Here is a 24,044-nt window from a genome sequence, read left to right as displayed (position 1 = left end):
CAAAAACAAGTTATGCTAAATATCAGACCATTTATTACATGAATAATAGGGTTTGTTTATTCCTGATGGATGCTCTCCTTTATTAAGTATAGTTTTAAGTGATGTTTTTAATAGAGTAATTAACCTTAATTTCTGTAAATTATGGATGGTAAACTAAAAAAGGCGGCTTCTATCTTTATCTTAATAAGTGTAGGAGTTTTTCTGTCACAATGCCAGCAAGATGAAAATGAGGCACCCGACATTAAAAAAAGGGAGCAAAACAAAGCTGTAACTGCTGCAAAAAAATGGTTTGAGAACAGCAGGCTGGAGCTCGAAGCATTAGCCTTCACTGAAACGATTGACTGGGACAATGCTATTGTAACAGATGGAGAAAAGGGCAGAACCATAGAAGTCCCTTTGCTGTTGAAACCCAACACCACTACCAATGTGGTTACAGATGCAGCGTACAAAACGTATATGAGGCTGTTGTTTGTTCAGGATGCGGAAAATGTCTATAAAGTATATGACATTATTTACACGACAAAAGGCAATGCTTTTGACAACAATAATCCGGGGCAAAATTTTTACCATATCTATTCCCGGTATTCGGGTTATATTACCATTCAGGACAGTAAAAACAAAATTATATACTCAGGGGAATTTGTAAACGGAATGGTGACAGCCCTGCACAATTTAAGTCGGGAATCAAACGAAACGTCCCGATTATTCTGTCGTTACTGGGTTTACGTAGGCCCTACCGTTACATGCAGCAGCTGGGTTTGGGAACCTGATTATGGAAGCGGATACAATTGGGGACCTCCGGGTCTATCAGGTAGTATTCCCGGTATTTATTTTCCGTCTTTTAAACTTGATCCTTGTGGTGCCGCTAAAACAACAACAGGAATTTCAGGGAAAGCGGGTTTTTTAAAAGCAAAAGCCGATATTATGCAGGCCAGTGCTGACGGAAAGGAACACAGTATTACTTTGGGGAATGGTGCAGGAGGCGCTTTAACCCAGGCACCTATGAACAACGGAGGAACAAACGGAGTAGCGGTCAACCAGAATTGGCCCGGAGCTTTTGCCGCGATGCACAATCACCCGAATAATACACCCCTATCATCAGGAGATATCTATGCTGCGGTAACGCTGAATACAAAAAACAGTAATTTTACAACTTCTTTTATTTTAACAGGTGGAGAAACCTATGCCATTGTAATTACCAATTTAACAGCGGCAAAAGCTTTTGTGGCGGCTTATCCGGCAGATATATCTCCTGTATATCCGCCTGAATTTCCACAGGTTATTTTTGATCAAATACAAGCTCTGAAAGGAAAATTTGGAGAATCAAATGAAGGGAGAACAAAAGGAATAGCTACAGTTTTGGATCAGAATAATTCCGGAATTACATTAATGAAACAAGATAGCAGCGGAAAATTTAATCCTGTTAAAATTAGAGAGACTATAAATACAGATGGCTCAAAATCATATTCACTTATACCTTGTAATTAACAATTAAAATCTAAAAAATGAAAAATACTGTCAAAATAGTAGCAATATTATTATTTGTTATAAATTCTAACTGTAAAGCACAACAAATGGTTCAGGTACCAATGGATGCCTATAAGTTAAAAGAGAATGAGCAGCAATTCATCAATAAACCTTTAAAAAATTTATTGAAAGAAATAAAACCGGAAATAAAATTTGTTTCAGGTACAGTAGATTATCCACCATTTTTTTCTTTTCGATTCATAAGCCGTGAAGAAATAATGAAGAAATCAATAAATGATAATACGTTTGGTATAGGTTTATATGTATATGTAAAAGAACCTTTAGACTGGAATTTTGATAAAAGACCAAAAGATACAGCCTCTAAATGGACAAAAGAGGATTTAGAAAAGTACGGCAACCTTACTGTAGAGCGAATTAAAGTTATTGGTAAAGAATAATTTTATTAATCTTCAAATCCTTAAAATAAGACTAAGTACCATGAAAATCATATTAAAAACATTCATAATTCTATTCCTGTTTGCAAACATTAGCTGCAAAGCACAACAAATGATACAAACACCTGATGATATTTATAAATTAGAGTCCAATGAAGAGCAATTTCTCAACAAGCCTTTAAAAAACCTTCTGAAAGAAATAAAACCAGAGATACAATCAGCTTTTGGAGTGAAGACTCCAAAAGGTTATCCATGCTATTTTATGTTTTCATTTAGTAGTTCACGCGAATTAAAACAAAAAATGATAGAGGGAAAATTTACAGGATTATATGTGTTTGTAAAAGAGCCTGTTGATGAATGGGATAATGGTAAAAGACCAAAAGAAATTGAGTTTGAATGGACAAAAGAAGATGTAGAAAAATATGGCAATTTTACTGTAGAACGAATTAAAGTTATTGGTAACGAGTAATCAGACGATAAATTTTGCTACTCCTCAATCGTTTAATCGGTTGGGGATTTTTTTTTAAAGAAACAGAAAGCCGGCATTAAAACGTTTTAAAATAACAGAGACTAAATTGTATGCCATCATAAGAAGGCATAAGAAATGAAGTCGATTTTTTTTCTTTGCCATGAAATAATTTTCGGGAAAGATAAGGATTGAGCCAGTACGCTGCTTTGGTGCTGAGTATTCCGATTCCGGCTCCTGCGGCTACATCGGTCAGCCAGTGCCTGTTGTTGTACATTCTGAATGCTCCTGTTCCTGTGGCAATGGCATAACCGGCAATACCATACCAAACAGACTTATCTTTATATTCCTGAAATAGAAACTCGGCACCCGCAAAAGCAATAGCCGTATGCCCTGATGGAAAAGAATCATTTGAAGTTCCGTCAGGCCTCTCTACATTTGTGATTGATTTTAACCCAAAAACAGTTCCCACGCAGATAATCGTAGAAGTCGCCAGAATAACAGAGCGGTCCCTCATATTATTTTTGCCTTTAATACCAAAAGCATTTAGTGCATAGACGGAAACGGCCGGAACATATCTCGAAAAATCATCAATTGTTACTTTTCGGTCTATGTTTTCAGTAATTTCTTCACGAATCTGAAAATTAAAACTTTTGATCTGCCCGCTTTCAGCTCCCCACAAACCGTAACCAATTAAGATTCCGGGAATGATGAGCTGTTTGTAATTGAAACGTATATTTTTGACCGTGTCAGCAGCAATAGTGTCCTTCTTTTTATAATCTTGCGCAATTGCTGTACACGATACTAAAAGGAGCAACAGAAACAGACTAATTTTTCTCATTTAAATTTATGAATTAGTATACAATACTATAATTTACCTTTCAAATTGTATTTTGATATATTCTTTTAATTGAAGTCCTAAGTTTAAAGATATTAATTTTATGGAAGTCTGTCACAAATTAAGGAATCAATTTGCTTTATTTTCTTTTTAAGTTCTGAATACTCTTTGTTTTTTTCTACTATGAAATGATTATTATGAAATCCGTAAAGTCAGTTTTACGCGGAAATTGAACATTTTCAGCGAATACTTTCTTGGGATATCGTCTGGCCGTAGTATTTCTTTTTAAACCAGAGCGCAAGATTCACTAAAGCAATAAGGGCGGGTACTTCGACCAATGGTCCGATAACGCCGGCAAAGGCCTGACCGCTGTTTATGCCAAATACACCAATAGCCACTGCAATCGCCATCTCAAAATTATTTCCGGTAGCCGTAAAAGCGATAGCCGTTGCTTTTGAATAATCAGCACCGAAATATTTGCCGGTAAAAAAACTGATGATAAACATAATACTGAAGTAAATGACTAACGGAACAGCTATTCGTACCACATCCATAGGAATTTGAACGATCAGTTCGCCTTTAAGACTGAACATTACTATAATCGTAAAAAGTAAGGACAGCAGCGTAATGGGAGAAATAAACGGTACGTACTTAGTTTCAAACCACGCTGAACCTTTTAGTGCAATAAGAGTATAACGGCTTATAATTCCAAGTGCGAAAGGAATTCCTAAATAGATGCCCACACTCTCAGCGATCTGAGCAATACTAATAGTAACTTCAAAACCATTGTAGCCGAAATAGGGTGGAAGAACGGTTATAAAAATATAGGCATATACACTGTAAAGCAAAACCTGGAAGATACTGTTGAGAGCAATAAGACCTGCAGCATATTCCCTGTTTCCATCTGCTAAGTCATTCCATACGACTACCATGGCAATACAGCGTGCCAATCCAATAAGAATAACGCCAATCATATATTCCGGATAACCATTTAAAAACAGAAGTGCCAGAGAAAACATTAAGACAGGCCCCAAAATCCAGTTTAAGAATAGCGAGGCACCCAATACCTTGGTGTTTCTGAAAACCTGTCCCATCTGCTCGTATTTTACTTTCGCCAGCGGAGGATACATCATGAGAATTAGTCCAACAGCGAGGGGAATATTGGTGGTTCCGCTTGAAAAGGAGTTGATGAAATTGCCGCTTGAAGGGATAAAATACCCAATGGAAACACCAAGACTCATAGCCAGGAAAATCCACAGCGTTAAAAATCGGTCCAGGAAACTTAATTTCTTACGTCCTGCTGCAGGTGTACAGTGATTTGCTGCCATTTTTATAGTTTGATTTGTGAGAAGACATAAAACATTTCAGTTCCAATTTGAATACTTCGTTCCTGATAGATCTGTTTCTGTTGTGCTGTGCCGTCTGAGATTTTAGGATCTTCAAAAGTAATCGGAATTCGTATTTCAGCACCGGCAATAAACGGGCAGCCGCCATCTGCCTGTGAGCAGGTCATTATGGCTGCAAACTCACTTTCAGGATTGAAATCATCGTCGTAAGTTTTAGAAAAACCAATGACAGGAAGTTCATTTGAGGCGAACTTTATGGCATAGACAGGATTTTTGCCCTCTGAAAGCGTTTTAACTTTAAATCCTGAAAGTGCTAATGTTTCGGCTACCATTGGAAATAATGCGGTAGCTTCAGTACCTCCTGAATAGCAGGAAACGTTTTTAATACTATAATGAGCCGCTGCAGCCTGAGCCCAAACCTGTGACAAATGACTTCTTCTGGAATTGTGGGTACAGATTAAGTTGAGTCTGATGTCCCGTTTATGGTCTGCTTTACGCTGAATAAAGTCGATTAACGGCTGAAGGACCATCCTGCGTTCTTCAGAAATCCGGTTAAAATCAAACGAGCTAATGGTATTTTCTATTTCAGTATATAACATAGTTTTTCAGGTTGTAGATGACTTTATGATTTAAAAATTAACAACAGCCACCGCCGGGTGTGCATGTATTAGAAGGATCAGCATTTAATTGGGATAGCTTTATTTTAGGTTTGTCTGATGGGATTCCGCATTGGTCCTGTGCTAAACAAGCGGTCTTTTTGTTCAGTAGGATGAAATTTTTGCCATTAAAATCTAAATCATATTTGCCAATTGTAGTATCCTGATATTCCACTTCAATTTCGTGATCTTCAATACCTAAAACTTTTTCAGAAAGTTCGATGATATGAATTAGTTTTTGAGGTTTAAGCCTGTGATCATAATCATTGGCGTCCCAAAGCTGGAAGTTTACCACCGTTTCTTTTCTTACCGTTCCTCCGCAGTCAATAAAGTTTTTAGTAATCAGACCGACTTCGGTTACGTGGAAATACTCGGGAACAAAAGTTCCGTTAGGTAATTCAAAATTTACAGCTTCAACTGTAGTCAGTACGTGTTTAATTTCGGATAGTTTCATAATCTAAGTTTTAAAAGTTAGCAGCACTCGTTTCTCTTTTTTTCAAGATGAGCGGTAATATGTTCAAAAAAAGCTTTTATTTTTTCTAATCCCGGTTCATTAATACAGTAGCAAATCGCATTGCCATCAATGCTCCCTTTGATTAACCCCGCATTTTTTAGTTCTTTGAGATGTTGTGATACGGTGGGCTGGGAAAGGGGCAGTTCATTGACTATATCTCCGCAGATGCAGGCATCTACTTTCAATAAATATTCCATAATAGCGATTCGGGCCGGATGCCCTAAAGCTTTAGCCAAAACGGCAAGCTCGTTTTGACTGTCTGTAAAATGATCTGTTTTTGATGCTCCCATTGTTTTATGTTTATATTGCAATATTACGATATTGTTTTGAAAAAGGAACTATTTTAAATTGAAAATCTTTGATTGGTGTGCTTCTGAAAGTTATTCCAAAAGAAAAACAACTCCAAAGATCAGCTGATTTTGGAGTTGTTTCTAGTTTAAAAATAAAGTTAATTCTTTAGTAATGGTGAACTATGATATTATTTTATAGTTACCGTAATATTAGGTACAATAAGTTGGCCGGTAGTTCCGGAATTACGCTGTAAAGCTACTTCAATATAATCGTTAGTAGTTAGTTCGGTAGTTGCATTTAATGGAAGAACGATAATATCATTAACAGCAGCTCCTCGTCCGTAAATTTTGTATTGTGTCAGTGGGGTACCATTTTTATTAATATAGGCTATGAACACTCCTGTGCCCGGTACCTGAAAAGAAATAGAACCCGTTACCTGAAAAATTCTTTTCTTTTTTCCAACGTATTTTAATCGGTTGTAACCGGAAGTACCGGCATCTGTTGCGAACCGGAACAAATTAGAGTACACGGTTACGGGAGCGGTACCCGTACTTACCCCAACTTTTACGATATCACTCGGAGTTGAATTGTTTAACGTGACGCCGAGACCCGTATTAACCGGATAATCCATTGAAAAATCTGCGACTGCACTGGCATCTGCTTCAGTTGGTATTCCTGCAGCTCTGACGGTCCAGCTGGTATTAAAATTATAACCGGTAAATGTAGTTGCTGAGGGAGTTACATAGGGTTTGACATAGTTCGCCGGAGTAGGACCCGTAAAAACCACGGACTCCAACACCGCATCGCCGGTAATCGTAAGGCCGGCTGTAGAAACATCCAGACCAAATGCTCCGGTATTAACATTAGAGAAACCGCCTTGTTTTTCTATCAGATTGAAGGTTCCCGTAAATTTTTCATAGGTACCATTATTATTACTGAACCAGGCCTGATTGCTTAACAGCAATTGACCAATGTTATTATAAGTGATACCATTTGTATTTCCTGAAAAATTGACAATACTCATAAAAACTAATCCATAACCTGATATCAGACCAACACTATTGGAATTCCCTATAATACAATCCCTCATCAAAAAGGTTAATGTTGAAGCGGAGGCATTTAGATTAAAAACGGTAGCACCGGGCGTCGTAATCGTAAGATTCCTGATACTGCCTCCTGTAGTTCCGTCAAAAAGGTTTCCGGATGTTTTAACAATGATATCTTCATTAGCATCCAGGCCCGTCAGATAAGCACTATTCAGGTCTATGGGGAAATTAAATACCACCTGTCCGTTAATTTCATATAGGGTGTTAGAGGTTAAAACATATTTGGCACCTCCGCCAGCCGCTAATTCAGTGGCCAATACGGTCGCTAAATTGTCAGTAGATCGTATACGTTTGAAATTTAAACGCGGAAGTGCACCACTTACAGGGACCCATGATAAAGTGCTTAGGACATAACTATAAAGCAATTTTAAATCGGTATCGTAAACAATCAATCCGTCAGCCGGTGTAACAATGGCATTTCTTTGAACAGTCGTCATACGCGGCGGAAGCAAACCCTGGGTAGTAGACGTTATGTCTAAAACAGAACTGGCATTAGGATTGGTGGTGCCAATTCCGATTTGCGCATTCGCTGAAAAGCAGGAGATGAAAAAAAGCAACAAGTAAAAGATTTTATAATTTAGCAGGGTATATTTACGAATCATAATTTTAGTATTTAGTAAAGGTTGAAAATATTGAATTGAAAATGGCAGCTCTCTTTTTTATTACAGGTTCGCATTATTGTTTTCCTGCATTTGAGATTACCACTTTTTGAGCTATTTTTTCATGATCGGCTGTTACAAAAGTGGCAATGTAAACCCCTGAGCTTAAGCCTGAAGTTGAAAAATTATAATTCTGCTCGCCTTTTAGATTATTTTTAGTCAGGACAGCTCTTCCAAGAAGATCATAAAGAACAAACGACTTAAATACGATATTATCCGGATTTAAGGCATTTAATACGCTATTGGTATTATCCTGATTTATAAAAAAGTTATTTTTCACTTCTTCGGAAAGGCCAAGCGTTACACTGGTAAAGGCAATTTTAAACCGGTCTTTGTATGTACCTGGTGCAAGGGTAATTTCATAAGGTCCTGTTTTAAGATCATGATACGATAAATCAAGTTCGTCGTAGATATAAATCTTTTGCGAAGGGTCGAAATTTATAACTTCCGGAATATAAAATTTTAAGGTAGTGTTGGTTGTCGCCTTTACTGCTAAAGGTATTCTTTTCGTCAGTTCAAAATTAACGCCCTGTATCACGTAATTACCATTATCTAACCAAAACGAAACATCATTAGGCAGGCTTTGATCCATATTTATGGCATCAATACCGGGATCTACACCATCTGTTGCTTCCGGCATAAAGGCCAAAGCAAGCTGTCTGGTAAACTCATTATTGATGATGGTGTTTAGTTTAAAATGCGAAATTATCGTAACCTCTTCTTTTTCCTTTTCAGCACTGGTTTTATTAGGGGACGATTTTGCAAATTGCGACAAAGGAGAACCTTCTTTGTAAAATACCCGATGCGCATTTTTAAAACTTACGGTACCATTGGAAGCTCCGTTAATCAAAAAACCTTGTCCAATGGGGGAGTATTTACGCTCTATTACTAATCCCGAACTTGTGCCGGTTGTATTTAGGGTACCGTCACTTTTGTAACTGTTAAAAGTAGCGGCAACGTATATTCCGTTTGAACCTAAAGTTCCGGGTGAATAGGTTCCGTAACCTCCCTTGTAAGCCGAAAGGTAATGAGAATTGGCTGATTTGTCCTGCTCCCAGAAATACGCGATACGTGTACAGGCAGAATTGGCGGGGTCCATTAAAAAAGCATTCAGATCGAGTGCCGACGGATAGGGATTTCCGGTCAGCGTTGCGGCATTGCCGGATCCAACGGTCACATTAATAGTACCATCATTAGGTTTCCCCCTGAAATCATAGCGCTGGGCTGTTGCGGCGGCACCAGGATTATTTACAACTCCCGTGGCTTCAGGATCAGTGGTATCAGTACCGCTTGTTCCTTTCATAGTAAAACCTTCTCCCGCTGCAATTGTAGTAGCATCAGCAACCTGAACCCATTGCGAGTAGTTATTGGCATTTGTTAATTTATAAATCCAGTAGGAAGCGATAGCAAGAGGGTTTGCTGTTCCGTTATAATTGGACAACGGAAGTATGGTAGCAGGTACTACAGCAGTAGAAGAGGTGGGCCGGTTGAGTAAGGTGATTCCAAAATTGGTATTACCTGTCCCAATCGTGGGGCTTCCGACAGGGGAACACCAATAATTATATTCAAAGTTGTCTGAGGTACCTTCCTGATAAACAGATACAATTCCTGTTCCTGAATTAGTAGAAGAACCTGTAGTACCCTGTACTAACTGGGAGTTATTTCGCAGGTAAAGATTTGAATTGGCAGCAAGGTTTATATTCTGGCTGACATATAAAACCTGATTCTTAACATAAACCGGAGTATTGGCGCCAATATAAATTTGAGCAAAACCTTGCATTGAAATCATCGTAAAAAAGAAGCATATTTTTTTTTTCATAGGTTAATGCGGTGTTAGATTTGAGTTTTGAATTCGGATTGAAGGTGCTGTTTTAAGTAAACAATCATTTTTTCTTATTAACCACGTAGATTCCAAAAACAATACCCGCTACCAGCAAAACAGGCAGCATTTGATTTACGGGAACTACAACTGGTTGATCCGGAAGACCCGGTGGTGGCGGGCCCTGAGCGTAGGAAAATACTGAAGTTAAAAGGAACGTGAGACAAATTTTTTTTTTCAATGGTGGGGGTGATTTTAAGATTTGCTGAAATTTTTTGATGTTTTTTATTTTCTGTAAATCAATGTGTTAATTTTTAGTCGTTATTTATTTGTAATTATAGTACTACTTTTAAAATCTGAATGTAGGCAGGATAATTAACTAAAAGTTACATAATTTTGTAAGTTTATTTACATAATTACCATGTGGGTAAAAAATAGATTTCGGGAAGGGAATTAGAAAATGAACCGGGGGTGTTCCATCCCTTTGTAGCATTTCAGCACCAATTCTGAAGGCCTTCTATTTTTTAGCAGTAATTGAAAAAATTTCAGATTATCTAAAAATGGTTCATTTTACAGGAAATCAAAATAATATCAGGAGATTGTAAACGGGCTTTCCGGTCAAACAGATAACTTTATTTGTTGTATGATTTCCGGTAAAAAACAGCATAGCATTTTTATGGAAAGGACATTTTACATATAAATTTGTGCAACCAATGGGTAGACCACAAATGCCATTACAGAGAAAATTATATGTGCTATAAAAAGTTGAATATAATAGCCCCTAAAATAAATGTCCGGTTTTTGAGGTATGATTTCAAACAAAATAGTCCAGCTTATAATTCCTATTATGCCGCTAATTATTCCCAGTAAAATACTGGTTGACCATGAAATCTCCAGAAATTCGTTAAACCATAAAAAGTGATAGGCAATAACAAAGACAAGACCAATTAAATAATGCAAAATCCAGCCCAGGATGGTTTTAAGGTTTGGCGATACTTTTAAATGAAGCACAGTAAAAACATAAGTCAGCAGTACGGGCTCTTTGTAAATTTCCCTTGCACTCATAGAAACGGCATAACTAAATAATGTCATTACAGAAGTGGCTGCGACAGAAGAAATCAGGATTTGAAGTATGATATGAAAACTCATCGGAAAAGATTTTTAGTGGGTGTATTAAAAGCAATAATAGAAGCAGAAGGAATCCAAAAAGACCTGTTTTCTCTCCATGAAATACGACCCGTATTCCGTTGATATCCTATATTAGCCATGATCATGTTTTTTTAATTGAATTTCAAATAAATCGAAATATTCATTTTGATTTTCAAATGTAAAAGACAGCCTTGTAAGAAACTTATAACCTAAAATTATAAGTTTATATCATTACCATTTGTATTTTTCAGATGCGAATTATTTTATAATTTTAAAGTGTAAGTGATTAGCATGTAGTTAGTTGTGTTTTTTGTGGTACTTTAAAAAAGAATGATGAAGCGGGCAGTTTTATACCCCTCCGTATCTCTGTTATGCGATACCGTTGATGATGTGATAGCAGAAGCCAGAGAGGATTTAAAAACGGCAAGTCTTTAGGATCTGTATGTTGCAATTTTAAAAAATAAGATTCGTCTAAACGATTCTTTCATGCTCATAAAAAATACAGTAGCTTTGGTAAGACATCAAAAAAAAAAATCTGCAACTGGTGCAGATTTTTTTATGAAGTAAAAAAGGCCTTATTCAGCCGCTACGGCATTTACAGTATTTAAAGCAACGTCATTAAGTACACAGTCTGCTTCTTTTTCCTCTGCAAGAGTTTGCGTCAATAATTTAGCAACATCATTTTCTCCCAGGGTTTTTGCAAAAGCAACCAGGGTTCCGTAGGTGGCAATTTCATAATGTTCAATTTTTTGAGAGGCCGCAATAATACCGGCATCCCGAACAGGTCCCGGAGTAGTTTCCAAAAGAATAGAATCTCCTTCTTTTAAAAGTCCGGCCATGGCTTCGCATTTTTTTCCTTCTGCTTTTTCGCCCAAAAGATCAAAAACCTCTTCCAGTCTGCTGATCTGAAGTTTAGTTACGTCAAGATGTTCTAAAATTGCACTTGCAAGACCGGGAGATGTAGCATTTGCTGCCATTTTAGGCAGTGCCCCTGTCAGGGCGTTTTCTGCCCAGTAAATATCTTTAAGACTGTCAACAAACAGACCGTTTAAATCGGTTGCAGCATCTGGTGCCGGTTCCACAATAGTAATTTTTGCATTGTTTTTTATAGCTTCTGTATCAGCTGCCTTGCCTTGTGTGGCATTGACCTGACCTTGTTTTTCTGAATTTTTCATGTTTGTTTTGTTTTAAATGTATAAGTTTTTTTCACGTTCCCAGAAACGGTGTTTGGTCATTGCAGTACTAAATTCCTGCGCAAAGGCTTCTGAAGCAATTTCGCTGGTTACAATAACTCCGCCATCTTCTTTAGTAATTTTTGAAGCAAAAGCCGTTGCAGTAAGCACTTGTGATGCTTCACCGTCTGCACCAATCACTTTACAATGTTTGTAAGCGTCATTTAGGTACTCGAGTGCGTCGTCATTTTCGGCTAATGCAGCAACTTCTAATCCGTGCGGAACATAAACCGCATCGAATAAAACAGACGATGCCGTAAGGAAACTAAAGTCAGCTTTAAGGGCTCCGTCATTATCCGTAACTACAGATCCTAAATGAGGGGTGATGACAAATCCTTTTGCCCCTTGTTTTTTAAGTGCGTTTTTAATGTTTTTAACTGCTGCCTCAGAAACGCCGTCCGAACAAAGAATGGCTACTTTTCGCGACTCGATGGTTGGTGAGTTGGTTGGATTGTTAATCATACTCAATGCTTCCGAGGAGGAAACAGATTGTTCCACCGTTTTAGGTTCCTGGTTTCCGCCTTCATTTTCGGGCGAAACCCCTTTGTTAACCGGAAATTCAAGATTTGACGGCACAGTTGCTCCAAGTCCTACGGCGACTTTTTCCGCCAGTTCCGTGTCAACCTGAGCCAATAACCCCAGCATTCTCATGCGAATTGCTGTTGTTTCTACTTTTCCAAGTTCAAAACGAAGCGCTTTTACGATATGGCTTTTTTCTTCAGGCGTCTGACTGTTAAAGAATAATTTGGCCTGCCCGAAGTGATCCGAGAAACTTTCGCTTCTTTCTCTTACTTTATGAGCATCAATACGTTCCTCAAAGCTTGAAAATCCACCTTCGCTTATTTTTGCCTGATAGGGACAGCCGCCTCCAAGCGAATTAGGATGATAACTCACACGGCCTTTATTAATTTCCTGACGCATATGTCCGTCACGTTGGTTATTGTGAACAGGAGCTATGCTTCGGTTAATTGGAATTTCATGAAAATTAGGACTTCCCAATCGGGATAACTGTGTATCGGTATACGAGAATAAACGTCCCTGCAGCAAAGGATCATTAGAGAAATCAATTCCGGGAACAACATGTCCGGGGTGAAAAGCAATTTGCTCTGTTTCTGCAAAGAAATTGTCCGGATTTTTATTCAGTACCATTCTCCCCACAATCGTTACGGGTACCAGTTCTTCCGGAACAAGTTTTGTAGGATCAAGTAAATCAAACTCGTATTTGTTTTCGTCTTCTGTCGGGATAATTTGTACGCCCAATTCCCATTCCGGAAAGTTTCCCATTTCTATGGCTTCCCACAAATCCTGTCTGTGAAAATCCGGATTTTTACCCGAAATTTTTTGGGCTTCATCCCAGGCAACAGCGTGAGTCCCTAATTTAGGTTTCCAGTGAAATTTTACAAAACTGGATTCACCTGCCTCATTGATTAATCTAAAAGTATGCACGCCGAACCCTTCCATCATACGATAGCTTCTTGGAAGCGCACGATCAGACATTACCCACATAATCATGTGCATGGATTCCGGCATCAGGGAAATAAAATCCCAAAAAGTATCATGCGCTGATGCAGCTTGCGGAATTTCATTGTGCGGTTCCGGTTTTACGGCGTGAATTAAGTCCGGAAACTTGGAAGCATCCTGAATAAAAAATACAGGAACGTTGTTTCCTACTAAGTCATAAATTCCTTCCTGGGTGTAAAATTTAACTGAAAATCCGCGCACATCGCGGGCTAAATCGGTAGATCCGCGTGATCCGGCAACGGTAGAGAACCTGGTAAAAACGGGTGTTTTAAGTCCTGCTTCCTGCAGAAAACCAGCTTTGGTTAATTCCGGAATAGGGTGGGTTACTTCAAAAAAACCATGCGCTCCGGAACCTCTTGCATGTACAATACGTTCGGGGATTCTTTCGTGGTCAAAATGCGTAATTTTTTCCCTTAGTATAAAGTCTTCTAATAAAGACGGGCCTCTTTCACCTGCTTTAAGGGAATTATTATCGTCATTAATCCTGACTCCCTGATCGGTAGTCAGAAATTTATTGGTGCCGTCAGATTTGTTGATCGACAGATCTCTCTGTTTTTCATCCTGAGAATTTTTCATGTTGTTTGTATTAGTGGTTAAAATTAAAAGCCTGATATAGAAGTTTTGATTATCAGGTATTTCAAATTTACCAATACTAATGCAGGAGCATTTACAGGATTGTAAATGTAATATTACAGAATTTGCAGTATTTAAATGGTTTAATAGCAGTAGTTTAGTTTTGTAATAAAACTGTAGTATTCTAATTAAAAAGGTACTTTTGAATGTTTGAAAAGAAAATTGCTATTGATTTTGTTTCGGAGAAGCCGGCTATTCTTCATCGTCTTTTAAAGGATGTAATGCCGATAAAATTTCCTGAATTGAAAAATGTGCCCCACAAATAAATTCATCTGCCGCTCCGTAATACAAGGTAAGTTTGTCTCCTTCTACGATGTGCCCGTTGGTAAATACCACATAACCGAAAAAGCCATTAAGTTCATACTTTTCCTGAGGCCTCATTATCGGATCTAAGGTTCTGGAAATGATAATAGAAGGATCATTTAGATCCATTAAAAAAGCACCCAGACAATATTGATGTTCGGCATTTGCACCATGATAGATTTCAAGCCATCCCTGATCTGTTTTGATCGGAGCGGCCCCTGCACCAACTCTTGCACTGTCCCATAAACCGTGTCGCGATTTGATAATGCATTTATGATTTCCCCAGTGTATACCGTCAGGCGATTCGGCAAGCCAGATATAATTTCCGCCCAGCTGCGGACTGGAGGGACGATGCAGGGCATAATATTTACCGTTGATTGTTTCTTCAAAAAGGGCGCAATCTTTATTGTGTGGCGGAAAAATCATTCCTTTCAGATCAAAATTTTTCCAGTCTTTGGTGGTGCGTAATCCTACGCCAACGCCATTTTCTGAAACGGCAGTGTAGGTAAGGTAATACGTATCGGCTATTTTAGAAACCCGGCAATCTTCAATTCCAAATTGTTCCGGTATTCCGGAGCCCGTCAGAGGGGCTGAATTTTCAGGTTCATAAAAGTGTACACCGTCATCGCTGCAAACCAGCCTTAAATGCGAAATGGTGGTCAGATAATCTGCTCCTTTGTATTGCACCACTCGGGCATCTGTCGCAACAAGATCCGGATCATTGAGCGGAACTTCAATGATTTCTACTTTTCCTGCTGCATTAATTACCGGAAAGCATATAACGCCTTCCTTTTGTGGAATGCATTCGGCAACACGCACCAAAAGCCATGTCTTTTGCTCAAGGACAAAAACACCGGGATTCAGAAGACTGATAATCTGCAATTCGTCAGTGCTGGATGTTAAATCTTTGGGCATTAACAATGGATTCTCGGGAAACCTGAGGGCTATATCACTCATACATTAATTTTTGTCGTTCTAAAAATTCTAAAAAAAGGCTTGGGCTGAATTAGCTACAAAGGCATTAAAGGAAGTAATTTCATTTCAAAAACAGTTATATAATAGCGTATCAGTCTTATAAAATTTTCATTCCAAAAATTAAAGGTAGGAGTAAAGTGTCGAATCATGCGATAATAATATAAAAACGGCAACACAATAATGTAAAACAGATTATTTGCAGTGCATTACTTTTAGGTAAGATAATAAAGCAAACGGACCATTCTTTTTATTGGTTATTAACAGGTCCGGGAGAATAAAAATGAAATGATGAAAACTTTTTTACGCAACAACGGACTCTCGATTTGTTTTTTCGTCCTGTTTATAGCTGCAATGGCGGGACAGATACTATTCGGATTTGAAGAGTATAATAAAGAGCTTATGGAACTGGGTGCTCCTTCGGTTTCAGTATCTTCCTATTTCAGCACCGGACATTTTATAGAGTCTACTTTTGAAAACTGGGAAAGCGAATTTTTACAGATGGGGCTGCTGGTAGTCATGACTATTTTTTTACAGCAAAAGGGATCGTCGGAATCTAAAGATTTTGATAAGGACGAGGAGGTGGACAGAGTCCCTTCAGCTACACGAAAAGGCGCTCCCGGACCCGTGAAAAAAGGAGGCCTGATTTTAAAAATTTACAAACATTCTTTAAGTATAGTCTTATTTTTATTATTTGCACTGTCATTTCTGGCCCATTTTTATGGAAGCTTAAAGGATGAAAATGAGCAGCTTTCATTAAAAGGAAAACCTTTAGAAACCGCTTCAAAATACATTACAGATTCGAGATTTTGGTTTGAATCTTTTCAGAACTGGCAAAGTGAATTTCTCTCCATATTTGCCATAATTGTGCTTTCGATTTATTTACGACAAATAGGTTCCTCCCAGTCTAAACCGGTTGATGCGCCACATAGGGAAACCGGAGAATAGAAATTTTTAATGTGAGTTGTGGGTTATTAGTTATTGGTTGTTAGTTATTGGTTATTAGTTATTGGTTGTTAGTTATTGGTTATTAGTTATTAGTTATTGGTTATTGGTTATTGGGTATTGGGTATTGGGTATTGGGTATTGGGTATTGGGTATTGGGTATTGGGTATTGGTTGTGGGTTGTGGGTTATGGGTTAAGGGAATTAGGGTTTATGAAATAGGAGTTATAAACTGGAGGCTCTGGTTCGTCAGGAATATATTTTATTTTAACAAATAAAAAGGGGAGTACAGCTCTCACCTCTAAAATTCAGGATAATCACATCATATTGATTCGAATAGGGGGAAATTATTGCACTATTCTGATGCATTTATAAGCTGCTATGTTTTTTTTCTTAATTTAAAGAGTATCTTTAACTATTATTAACCACTTACAGGGATGTAATTCGATCGTTTAACGATTTTCAGAAGCTTATATTTATATAAACATTTGCGGATTTCTAAATTCTTGTCTTATTTTTTTGAAATATAATTTATACAGTAATGGATCTACAAAATTCCAAATCCCAGAGGAACATTTATTTGGCAGACGACGACGATGATGATCGATCCATGTTTGTCGAAGCACTTCAGGAAGTAGACAGTTCGGTTATTCTGACGCAGGCAGAAGATGGTAAGCAGTTACTTGAAATCTTGCATAGTGATCCCGATCCGTTGCCCGAAGTCATTTTTCTGGATATTAATATGCCTAAAGTAGATGGTTTTGAATGTTTAGAACAAATTAAACAGGATACAAATTTGAAAAAATTACCAATCGTCATGCTTTCTACGAGCAGTGATCCGGTAACTATTGATAAAGCACTTGAATTGGGAGCTTCCGTATATGCTGTAAAACCCAGCTCATTTGAAGGCCTGAAAACACTAATTAAAAACGCACTGCAAATGGATTGGATTTCAATCCAGCAGAATAAGAAAAAAGCCAGGCTGTAATAATTTTTAATACAAAATTGCACTAGTGAAACCGGGCGATATCCTGAAATAAAGCAGAAGCTGAAGAAAATTTTCTTCAGCTTTTTTAGTATACAGCTATTTTTATCCGTTTTTTCTAAAAATTAAACAGGCAGATAAAGATGCATTTGGGTTCCTTCGTTCAGGGTACTTTTGGCCTGTATGAATCCGTGATGGTTCTCCATTATTTTTTTTACCAAAGTTAGTCCAAGACCGCTTCCGGTAGAGGCATCTTTGTTGTGTAATCTGTAAAACGGGGCAAAAATGCGATTTTCGTACTCCTTTTCAAAACCAATTCCGTTATCGCTGAGACAAATTTTCACATATTTTGTTTCGTCATTTGCGCCAATTTCAATTAATTCTTCCTCTGACGGTTGTCTGCTTTCTATTTTGAGTTCCGGAACCACACCTTCTTGGGCATATTTAATAGAATTAGTGATCAGGTTGGTAAACAATTGCTGTATCTGATGCGGAATTACACTTAGTAAGGGTAAAACATCTAACGAGATAACCGCATGTTTTTCGCTAATACTTTCTTTCAGATCGGTAACGGTTTTTCGTAATAGTAAATTCATGTCGGTACTTTTAAACTCTTTTTCGATAAAAGTAATTTTAGAGTAATTAATAAGATCAGTAATTAACTGACTCATATTGGCCGATAAGAACAATATGCGCTCGAGATTGTGTTTTCCGGTTTCGCTGAGATTCTTTTCATTCTCATAAAAACGTTTGCTAAACATATGAATTTTACGAAGAGGTTCCTGCAAATCATCACTGGCACCCGAAGTAAATAATTTCAATTGCTCGTTGTGCCTTTGCAATTCCGCATTTTTAGCCCGTACTAATTCATTACTCACTGCCAAATCGGTAATGTCCTCTATTGCCAGTACCATCATGCCTTCCGGTTTGGCATTTACAATAGGGCGGGCATTCACAATCATGGTCTTTTTGCCAGTTCCACGGCAAGTAATAGCCAGGATAAAGTCTTTTAACGGTACTTCCGTATCATGCATTTTAAGGAGCTGAGCCTTAAAGTCCGGAAGATCCCACTGACCGCTTCCAATTTCAAAAAAGCCCTGACCCTCTGTTTCGTTTTCTGAAGTATTAAAATATTTGTAAAACGCCGGATTCGCACTTTTGATAATAAAATTTTTATCAATGATAAGCAAAGGCCCCCGAATGGTTTTAACAATTGATTCAGTGTAATTGCGCATCGCAATAAGCTGGTCCTGACGGTCCGGCAGTTCAGCATTTACACACAGTAACTCTTCATTAGCAGACAGAAGTTCTTCTGTCGCAGTTTCAAGATCTTCGTTCAGTATTTGGAGTTCTTCACTGCTGCTGCGTAATGCTTCGCTCGTAGCCTGCAATTCTTCCAGGGTTTTTTGCTGTTCATCCGTTACTCTTTTATTTTCGTCTCTTACCCGGGCAAGTTCTGTTTCGAGTTCACCAATGCGCTGCTGCGACGTACTTTTGGTTTTGAATTGATTTTCGCCGGTCGTTTTCGGTGCCTCCTGCTGAAAGAAAATGACCAGTAAATAGTTACCATCATTCTCTAACGGGATTATTTTAAACGAAATAAGATACGGTTGGTTTTTAATAGGTATGTTTTCTTTGGAAACTGTTTTTTTTCCCTCTTTCACACGGATAATGGCATTACGAAGTTCAAAACTAAGATCATCGTGTACCATTTTTAAAATATTAAAATTAGGTTTTCCGGACGAATGCGACAAAAACGGACTGTTGTCTCCCTGAAAGTGAATAATCTCGAGATCTTTGTCTATAACAACACTTGCAGGTGTAAATTGAGCGCATAAAATATCACAGGCAATTTTTTTAAAATCAATTTCGGTTGTAGTGGTTTCAGAGGGTATAATTTTAGCTGTCGTTTCTTTTCGCAAAGCATCGGTACTTTCCCGTACATAGCTTTTGGGGGCAAATTTACGAATGTAAACCCGATCTGTTTTTCCTATGGCTTCAAACAAGTCCGGAGCACTGGCTGCCGTTTCTGATTTTCCGAGAAAAAGTAATCCTCTGTCTTTTAAGGAAGAATGAAAAGAACCTAATACTTTGTTTTGTAAAAAAGGATCAAAATAGAGCAATACATTTCGACAGGAGACCAGATCAATTCTGGCAAACGGTGGATCTTTGGTGAAATTATGGGTAGCAAAAATACACATGTCACGTATTATTTTACTGATTTGGTACCGGCCATCATGTTTTACAAAGTACTTGTTCAGTCTTTCTTCAGAAATGTGCTGCACATCCTGTGTAAAATAGGCAGCTGCCCTGGCTTTTGTAATGCTGATTTCAGAAACATCCGATGCGAAAATTTGAACTTTCAGGTCAGAATTGGTTTTTAGTATATATTCATGAATACAAATGGCGATCGAATAGGCTTCTTCTCCTGTTGAACATCCCGCTACCCAGACTCTTAAAGTAGTATTGCTGCTATTCTGAAAAAGTAAAGGCAGAACAAATGCAGGCAGGCTGTCAAAGAAACTCTGGTCCCTAAAAAAATAAGTAACCGGAATTAGAAAATCATTAAACAAAAAATCTTGTTCTGCCTTATCATTTCGAACCAGATTATAGTAATCTTCCAGTGTATCTTTGCCCACGATTACCATCCTTCTGGCAATTCGTCTTCGAAGAGTGGGTTGTTTGTAGTGGCGAAAATCATGACCGGTCTTCAAAAAAATAAGGTTAATAATCTGAAATACTATTTCTTCTTCACTTTTAGGAATATGATCTTCTTCCGTATACCCGTGATTAGTATTGTAGCTATTGCTTATTTTTAGTAACTGAGCGGGTATGTTTTCGGGAGAAAGCACAAAATCGGCTGCATCGGCATCAATGGCACTTTGCGGCATTCGCATAAAAGCAGCCGTTTCCGGATCCTGTACCATTGTTGCACCTCCGGATTCTTTGATTCTTTTAAAACCCATGGTGCCATCAAAGGTGGTGCCTGAAAGCAGAACGCCAATTGTAAAACTTTTGTACACCTTTGCCAGTGATTCAAAAAACAGATCGACAGGGCTGTTTGTTTTATCGCTGCGAATTCTTTGCCTGAGCTGCAGCCTACCGTCAATCGCAACGATGGTAGTATTTTCAGGAATAACGTAAATATGGTTGGGAACAAGTGTTATGGTATGAATGATTTCGTGAACAGGGATCTTACTGTGCCGGGCTAACATTTCAGTAAGCCTGCCGGGGTGATCTGCGGTCTGGTGCTGTATAATAATATAAGCCATTCCTGAATCTTCCGATAGGGATTCGAGCAGTTTTTTAAACGCATCCAGTCCTCCTGCAGCGGCACCAATACCAACTACCGGAAAATCGGGTGTTAGTGTTTCTATCTGATTTTTAAGGATCGTTTCCATGTTGTAAATAAGTTTATTCAAATGCAGGGGCAGTTATAAAAATATACCTGTACCCCCATTAATATCCGGTTTTCTTCTAAAAAAAAGAGAAGCGTAATACGGATTGGAAATGATCAAAAATTAAGAACTACTATAAAAAAATGTACTTCCGGGTCTATCAGTTTTTGTTACGGATTATGAGAAAGTAATGCAATAAACGAGAAAGTACATAATGGTGTCAGAAGTGCTACAGTTAGCTTTCTGTATAAAAATCTGATTCAGCCTGTATTTGGTCTGAATATTTTTTAAGTCCGATTGCGATAATGGGAATAGATAATTTTCCGATGAAAGAACCTGCCTGGCGGTGACCCTTCTTTTTAAGAAAAGAAGATAAAAGTAACGTGCCCATCGCTCCATACAATAAATAAGGAGCCGGAACGGCTGCTATTTTATCTTCAATAAGTTCTTTTAGATCGGCTAAGTTTTCCCTATTAATTAAATTTTCCATAATTATGATTACATTCTGTTCAATTCAAAATTATAAGTATTGTTGCCTTCTGCTATTATAGAATTAAAATATTGAATTATATAATTATGAGTAGTTTAGGTATATAAATTTTGATTTTTTTATATAAAGACAGGTTTAAAATTGTAAGAATGGTAATGAGACGAAAAAAGAGGCTATCATTTAAAAAAATAGTTTTGCAGCATAGTTTGAGTTGAATGAAAGGCTTTACCTTTCAGATTTATCCGGACTTTTTTTCCTCTTTTAAAAAAACAGTTTCAAAATAGAATAAAAAAAAATTCGAAACAAAAAGCGTTTCAAAAAAAGTAGAATAAAAATTCGAAACAGTTTTTGTTTCAAATAAAATTTTTTATAAATTTGAAACAGAATTAAAATAGAAACAAAAAAGAAGCTGTGATGAAAAAAGAGGAAAATGTTGGAGCGTTATTAGGAATACCGCAAGAAGAGATGGCGATACTGCTGCAGGTGACGCGCGCGCAATGGTCGATGTTTTTGTCAGGAAAGCGCAGTCTGCCTACAGCGGCTGTACTCAAACTGACCGAAATGCTTACTATTGTAAAAGAAGCCGAGGCCGAAGCACCGGATGCTGCTGCCCTAAAGGAAAATGAGGCACGAATAAAAAAATACTTAGAAGAGGAGATTATCATTAACCAACACAAGCAACACGTTACAGCGGACCAACTTGAGAGATGCAAAAAAAGATACCAGTCAGCTCAAAATGCAGTCAGGATTGCTGATGCCCTGATCGAAAAAGGACAGCAAACCTATACCTGGCAGGAAGAACTTTTGCCGCTTATAAAAAGCAATGCCCAAGACGTCCTCAAGAAAAACAGCCTGCTGGTACAAGAGCAATATAACATAAAACTATTGGTACTGCAGCAGGAAGAAATGGTTTTGAGAGAGCGGTTGTTGCGTAAGTAAACCGTTTATGGTTGATAGTTTATGGTTTATAGTTTATGGTTTGTAGTTTATGGTTTTTTACATTCTTAATGAAATATTGACATTTTTTAATAGTTGTTTCTACTTGTAGCGTTTTTTTTACAGTAAAAAGTTTTTGCTTAGCTTTGACAAGATTTTGCTTATAGTAACACTTCCGGAGGGGAGTTAAACAGGCTTTTGTCCTTAAGTAATTATAATTAATAGTATAAACATGAAACCAACATTAAAAAAGACGGCAAGAATAGTTTTAATCTCCTTTGCCTTAATTTTATGGAGCTGTGAAAACGACAGTTCATCGTCGGGTACACAAATACCTCAGGATACAAGTATTGAATCTGCTAAAAAGTGGTTTGATGCCTATGAAGATAAAGGTGAAAATATTGTATTGATGCAAAATTTAGATTATAACTGGAATGACGCTCAGCTTACAAAATCAGAAGACGGAACAGAAACCATTATTGTTCCTATTAATGAATTGAAAAAAGACCAGGGCGATTTATGGGAACAGAAATTGTACATCTATAAATCAGATGAAGGTAGATATTCATCCCTATTGTTCGAAGCCTATTCCAATAAGAATATTAAACCGGAGAGTCAGTCTGTTGACGGAGGAGATTTTACGGGATATATTACGGTTTGGGATTTAAAAAAAGGTTTTGTAAGAGGTGCTAAGTTTTTAAATAATCAGGTAGTGGAAGAGGGTGTCGCTGAATTTGCGATTGATAGAAACAAAACAAACAGAGCTCCGGAAACTGGTGAATGTATTTTTTCTGATTTAGATGACGGATGCCATAATGATGGCGGAGACGGTGCCGCAATTCCATTAAGAGAAGTTATTGTAAAGGGGTCAAGTAAGGGAACACCTGTGATTTATACCCCACGTGGTCCTGTGATTGGAGGCACAACCCCGGGCGGTTATACCTCGCCTGGCGGCGGCGGTGGTAATAGCGGTGGTGGAGGTATAACAGCACCAACGCCTGTAAAAATTACAGATGCACTTATAGGAAAAGCAAAATGTCTTAATGATTTATTAAACAAAAGTGGAGATTCTTTTGTTCAGAAGTTATTAGCCAATTTTCAGGGAAAATCGGAATTTGATATTTTAATTGTTTCTAAAGATAAAGTAACAAGTAGTAAAGATGGAGTTATAACTGAAATTAATGGAAGAACATTACCTCCGGTAAATAAAGTAATCAATATAGAAATTAGTATTTCTAAATCAAATACAAATTCTTCACTTGATGTTGCCAGAACCATTTTACACGAATATATACATGCGGATATTTTTAGAAAACTCAGTACAAAACTTGGTACAGATAAAGAAAGGTTAGATTTTAAAACAACATATGAAGCATACGGAGAGCAACATAGTACTATTGCTGCATTATACCTTAATAGTATGAAAGAAGCTTTGAAAAAATTTCATCAAAGTGTTTTAACTGACGATTATAATAAATACACTCAATATTACGGTGAAGCCCCAAGTGATGCATTTTATGAGGCTCTTGCCTGGGGAGGATTACAAGATGCTAACGTAAAAGCCTGGACAGATTTACCAGAAGATAAAAAAGCAGCAATAAAAGCTTTAGCTAATAGAGTACCAATGTTAAGTAAAGCAGCTCCTTGTACCAATTAAAGAAAAAAATATTATGAAAACAATTGCTCTTATTTTGCTGTGTCTATTTTCAACATTAATAAATGCTCAGGAAAAATCAAAAGACACGCTTTTTTTTACTTATGATAAAAAGTACATAACGACACATGTCGAAATTCCAAATCATTTTTATATTAAAGATGGGAGCGGAGTTGCCGTTGGTAATTTTTATTTTACTGAAGTTAAAAA

The 24,044-nt window shown here is 37.6% G+C and carries 23 protein-coding genes; 8 read left to right on the top strand and 15 right to left on the bottom strand.

The window, feature by feature from the left end; all coding sequences use genetic code 11:
* Positions 1–141: 141 nt before the first annotated feature.
* The 3 genes from GJU43_RS20980 to GJU43_RS20970 are packed head-to-tail and all read left to right on the top strand — an operon-like array spanning position 142 to position 2,391.
* On the top strand, positions 142–1,488 hold the full coding sequence (locus GJU43_RS20980) for a hypothetical protein (protein WP_154343650.1): 1,347 nt from the start codon (positions 142–144) through the stop codon (positions 1,486–1,488).
* A gap of 17 nt (positions 1,489–1,505) precedes the next feature.
* A complete protein-coding gene (locus GJU43_RS20975; RefSeq protein ID WP_154343648.1) occupies positions 1,506–1,925 on the top strand; it encodes a hypothetical protein in 420 nt (139 codons plus the stop codon).
* A 40-nt stretch (positions 1,926–1,965) separates the two neighbouring features.
* Positions 1,966–2,391: a hypothetical protein gene (locus GJU43_RS20970; RefSeq protein WP_154343646.1), complete on the top strand. Its 426-nt coding sequence runs from the start codon at positions 1,966–1,968 to the stop codon at positions 2,389–2,391.
* A 76-nt stretch (positions 2,392–2,467) separates the two neighbouring features.
* Here GJU43_RS20970 and GJU43_RS20965 read toward each other — a convergent pair whose 3' ends face one another.
* The 13 genes from GJU43_RS20965 to GJU43_RS20910 form a co-directional block, all read right to left on the bottom strand.
* Positions 2,468–3,229 carry a phosphatase PAP2 family protein gene (locus GJU43_RS20965; protein WP_154343644.1) on the bottom strand — a complete coding sequence of 254 codons (762 nt, stop codon included), beginning with the start codon at positions 3,227–3,229 and terminating at the stop codon, positions 2,468–2,470.
* 236 nt (positions 3,230–3,465) lie between these two features.
* Complete coding sequence (gene arsB / locus GJU43_RS20960) at positions 3,466–4,554, bottom strand: ACR3 family arsenite efflux transporter (RefSeq protein WP_154343642.1); 1,089 nt, start codon at positions 4,552–4,554, stop codon at positions 3,466–3,468.
* A gap of 2 nt (positions 4,555–4,556) precedes the next feature.
* Positions 4,557–5,171 carry a low molecular weight phosphatase family protein gene (locus GJU43_RS20955; protein ID WP_154343640.1) on the bottom strand — a complete coding sequence of 205 codons (615 nt, stop codon included), beginning with the start codon at positions 5,169–5,171 and terminating at the stop codon, positions 4,557–4,559.
* A 37-nt stretch (positions 5,172–5,208) separates the two neighbouring features.
* Positions 5,209–5,682: a DUF6428 family protein gene (locus tag GJU43_RS20950; RefSeq protein WP_154343638.1), complete on the bottom strand. Its 474-nt coding sequence runs from the start codon at positions 5,680–5,682 to the stop codon at positions 5,209–5,211.
* Between the two features lie 17 nt (positions 5,683–5,699).
* Complete coding sequence (locus tag GJU43_RS20945; protein ID WP_154343635.1) at positions 5,700–6,032, bottom strand: helix-turn-helix transcriptional regulator; 333 nt, start codon at positions 6,030–6,032, stop codon at positions 5,700–5,702.
* A 188-nt stretch (positions 6,033–6,220) separates the two neighbouring features.
* Positions 6,221–7,741: a hypothetical protein gene (locus GJU43_RS20940; protein WP_229655102.1), complete on the bottom strand. Its 1,521-nt coding sequence runs from the start codon at positions 7,739–7,741 to the stop codon at positions 6,221–6,223.
* 73 nt (positions 7,742–7,814) lie between these two features.
* The gene (locus tag GJU43_RS20935; protein WP_154343633.1) at positions 7,815–9,617 is read right to left on the bottom strand and encodes a T9SS type A sorting domain-containing protein; all 1,803 of its coding nucleotides are present in this window, start codon (positions 9,615–9,617) and stop codon (positions 7,815–7,817) included.
* A gap of 64 nt (positions 9,618–9,681) precedes the next feature.
* Complete coding sequence (locus tag GJU43_RS20930; protein ID WP_154343631.1) at positions 9,682–9,858, bottom strand: hypothetical protein; 177 nt, start codon at positions 9,856–9,858, stop codon at positions 9,682–9,684.
* 449 nt (positions 9,859–10,307) lie between these two features.
* Positions 10,308–10,766 (bottom strand): hypothetical protein, encoded by a 459-nt coding sequence (locus tag GJU43_RS20925; protein ID WP_154343629.1) that lies wholly within the window; start codon positions 10,764–10,766, stop codon positions 10,308–10,310.
* Positions 10,763–10,885: a hypothetical protein gene (locus GJU43_RS23180; RefSeq protein WP_255473806.1), complete on the bottom strand. Its 123-nt coding sequence runs from the start codon at positions 10,883–10,885 to the stop codon at positions 10,763–10,765. Before GJU43_RS23180 ends, GJU43_RS20925 begins: the two co-directional genes overlap by 4 nt.
* Before the next feature lie 456 nt (positions 10,886–11,341).
* On the bottom strand, positions 11,342–11,941 hold the full coding sequence (locus GJU43_RS20920) for a ferritin-like domain-containing protein (RefSeq protein ID WP_154343627.1): 600 nt from the start codon (positions 11,939–11,941) through the stop codon (positions 11,342–11,344).
* Positions 11,942–11,953: 12 nt separating this feature from the next.
* Positions 11,954–14,095, bottom strand: coding sequence for a catalase (locus GJU43_RS20915; protein ID WP_154343625.1), 2,142 nt, complete (start codon positions 14,093–14,095; stop codon positions 11,954–11,956).
* 249 nt (positions 14,096–14,344) lie between these two features.
* Entirely contained in the window at positions 14,345–15,412 is a 1,068-nt protein-coding gene (locus tag GJU43_RS20910) for a glycoside hydrolase family 130 protein (RefSeq protein ID WP_154343623.1), read from the bottom strand.
* 303 nt (positions 15,413–15,715) lie between these two features.
* Between GJU43_RS20910 and GJU43_RS20905 the strand changes: the two genes are divergently transcribed.
* Together GJU43_RS20905 and GJU43_RS20900 are read left to right on the top strand one after the other, a co-directional pair.
* Positions 15,716–16,375, top strand: a complete 660-nt coding sequence (locus GJU43_RS20905) for a DUF6766 family protein (RefSeq protein WP_229655101.1) — start codon at positions 15,716–15,718, stop codon at positions 16,373–16,375.
* A gap of 537 nt (positions 16,376–16,912) precedes the next feature.
* Positions 16,913–17,359, top strand: coding sequence for a response regulator (locus GJU43_RS20900; protein ID WP_154343621.1), 447 nt, complete (start codon positions 16,913–16,915; stop codon positions 17,357–17,359).
* 122 nt (positions 17,360–17,481) lie between these two features.
* On the opposite strand, the gene GJU43_RS20895 is transcribed toward GJU43_RS20900, so the two are convergent.
* Together GJU43_RS20895 and GJU43_RS20890 are read right to left on the bottom strand one after the other, a co-directional pair.
* Positions 17,482–20,757, bottom strand: a complete 3,276-nt coding sequence (locus tag GJU43_RS20895) for a CheR family methyltransferase (protein WP_154343619.1) — start codon at positions 20,755–20,757, stop codon at positions 17,482–17,484.
* Between the two features lie 232 nt (positions 20,758–20,989).
* A complete protein-coding gene (locus GJU43_RS20890) occupies positions 20,990–21,244 on the bottom strand; it encodes a hypothetical protein (RefSeq protein ID WP_154343617.1) in 255 nt (84 codons plus the stop codon).
* A gap of 414 nt (positions 21,245–21,658) precedes the next feature.
* On the opposite strand from GJU43_RS20890, the gene GJU43_RS20885 reads away from it, so the two are divergent.
* The 3 genes from GJU43_RS20885 to GJU43_RS23115 all read left to right on the top strand — a co-directional run.
* On the top strand, positions 21,659–22,183 hold the full coding sequence (locus GJU43_RS20885; RefSeq protein WP_154343615.1) for a hypothetical protein: 525 nt from the start codon (positions 21,659–21,661) through the stop codon (positions 22,181–22,183).
* A 229-nt stretch (positions 22,184–22,412) separates the two neighbouring features.
* Complete coding sequence (locus GJU43_RS20880; protein ID WP_154343613.1) at positions 22,413–23,837, top strand: hypothetical protein; 1,425 nt, start codon at positions 22,413–22,415, stop codon at positions 23,835–23,837.
* 13 nt (positions 23,838–23,850) lie between these two features.
* Positions 23,851–24,044, top strand: a 194-nt coding sequence (locus GJU43_RS23115; RefSeq protein ID WP_154343611.1) for a hypothetical protein, incomplete at its 3' end; no start/stop codon positions are given.

Origin of the sequence: Flavobacterium sp. LC2016-23, from assembly GCF_009674775.1 — a bacterium.
Classification (GTDB): domain Bacteria; phylum Bacteroidota; class Bacteroidia; order Flavobacteriales; family Flavobacteriaceae; genus Flavobacterium.
This window is presented reverse-complemented; position numbering and strand designations above follow the sequence as displayed.

What these genes read in the sequence shown, in the direction of transcription:
- GJU43_RS20880 (WP_154343613.1), top strand. Translation starts at nt 22,413, where the DNA reads ATGAAACCAACATTAAAAAAGACGGCAAGAATAGTTTTAATCTCCTTT.
- GJU43_RS20940 (WP_229655102.1), bottom strand. Translation starts at nt 7,741, where the DNA reads ATGATTCGTAAATATACCCTGCTAAATTATAAAATCTTTTACTTGTTG.
- GJU43_RS20975 (WP_154343648.1), top strand. Translation starts at nt 1,506, where the DNA reads ATGAAAAATACTGTCAAAATAGTAGCAATATTATTATTTGTTATAAAT.
- GJU43_RS20920 (WP_154343627.1), bottom strand. Translation starts at nt 11,941, where the DNA reads ATGAAAAATTCAGAAAAACAAGGTCAGGTCAATGCCACACAAGGCAAG.
- GJU43_RS20885 (WP_154343615.1), top strand. Translation starts at nt 21,659, where the DNA reads ATGAAAAAAGAGGAAAATGTTGGAGCGTTATTAGGAATACCGCAAGAA.
- GJU43_RS20950 (WP_154343638.1), bottom strand. Translation starts at nt 5,682, where the DNA reads ATGAAACTATCCGAAATTAAACACGTACTGACTACAGTTGAAGCTGTA.
- GJU43_RS20970 (WP_154343646.1), top strand. Translation starts at nt 1,966, where the DNA reads ATGAAAATCATATTAAAAACATTCATAATTCTATTCCTGTTTGCAAAC.
- GJU43_RS20935 (WP_154343633.1), bottom strand. Translation starts at nt 9,617, where the DNA reads ATGAAAAAAAAAATATGCTTCTTTTTTACGATGATTTCAATGCAAGGT.
- GJU43_RS20965 (WP_154343644.1), bottom strand. Translation starts at nt 3,229, where the DNA reads ATGAGAAAAATTAGTCTGTTTCTGTTGCTCCTTTTAGTATCGTGTACA.
- GJU43_RS20895 (WP_154343619.1), bottom strand. Translation starts at nt 20,757, where the DNA reads ATGGAAACGATCCTTAAAAATCAGATAGAAACACTAACACCCGATTTT.
- GJU43_RS20910 (WP_154343623.1), bottom strand. Translation starts at nt 15,412, where the DNA reads ATGAGTGATATAGCCCTCAGGTTTCCCGAGAATCCATTGTTAATGCCC.
- GJU43_RS20890 (WP_154343617.1), bottom strand. Translation starts at nt 21,244, where the DNA reads ATGGAAAATTTAATTAATAGGGAAAACTTAGCCGATCTAAAAGAACTT.
- GJU43_RS23180 (WP_255473806.1), bottom strand. Translation starts at nt 10,885, where the DNA reads ATGGCTAATATAGGATATCAACGGAATACGGGTCGTATTTCATGGAGA.
- GJU43_RS20900 (WP_154343621.1), top strand. Translation starts at nt 16,913, where the DNA reads ATGGATCTACAAAATTCCAAATCCCAGAGGAACATTTATTTGGCAGAC.
- GJU43_RS20945 (WP_154343635.1), bottom strand. Translation starts at nt 6,032, where the DNA reads ATGGGAGCATCAAAAACAGATCATTTTACAGACAGTCAAAACGAGCTT.
- GJU43_RS20955 (WP_154343640.1), bottom strand. Translation starts at nt 5,171, where the DNA reads ATGTTATATACTGAAATAGAAAATACCATTAGCTCGTTTGATTTTAAC.
- GJU43_RS20915 (WP_154343625.1), bottom strand. Translation starts at nt 14,095, where the DNA reads ATGAAAAATTCTCAGGATGAAAAACAGAGAGATCTGTCGATCAACAAA.
- arsB (WP_154343642.1), bottom strand. Translation starts at nt 4,554, where the DNA reads ATGGCAGCAAATCACTGTACACCTGCAGCAGGACGTAAGAAATTAAGT.
- GJU43_RS20925 (WP_154343629.1), bottom strand. Translation starts at nt 10,766, where the DNA reads ATGAGTTTTCATATCATACTTCAAATCCTGATTTCTTCTGTCGCAGCC.
- GJU43_RS20980 (WP_154343650.1), top strand. Translation starts at nt 142, where the DNA reads ATGGATGGTAAACTAAAAAAGGCGGCTTCTATCTTTATCTTAATAAGT.
- GJU43_RS20905 (WP_229655101.1), top strand. Translation starts at nt 15,716, where the DNA reads ATGATGAAAACTTTTTTACGCAACAACGGACTCTCGATTTGTTTTTTC.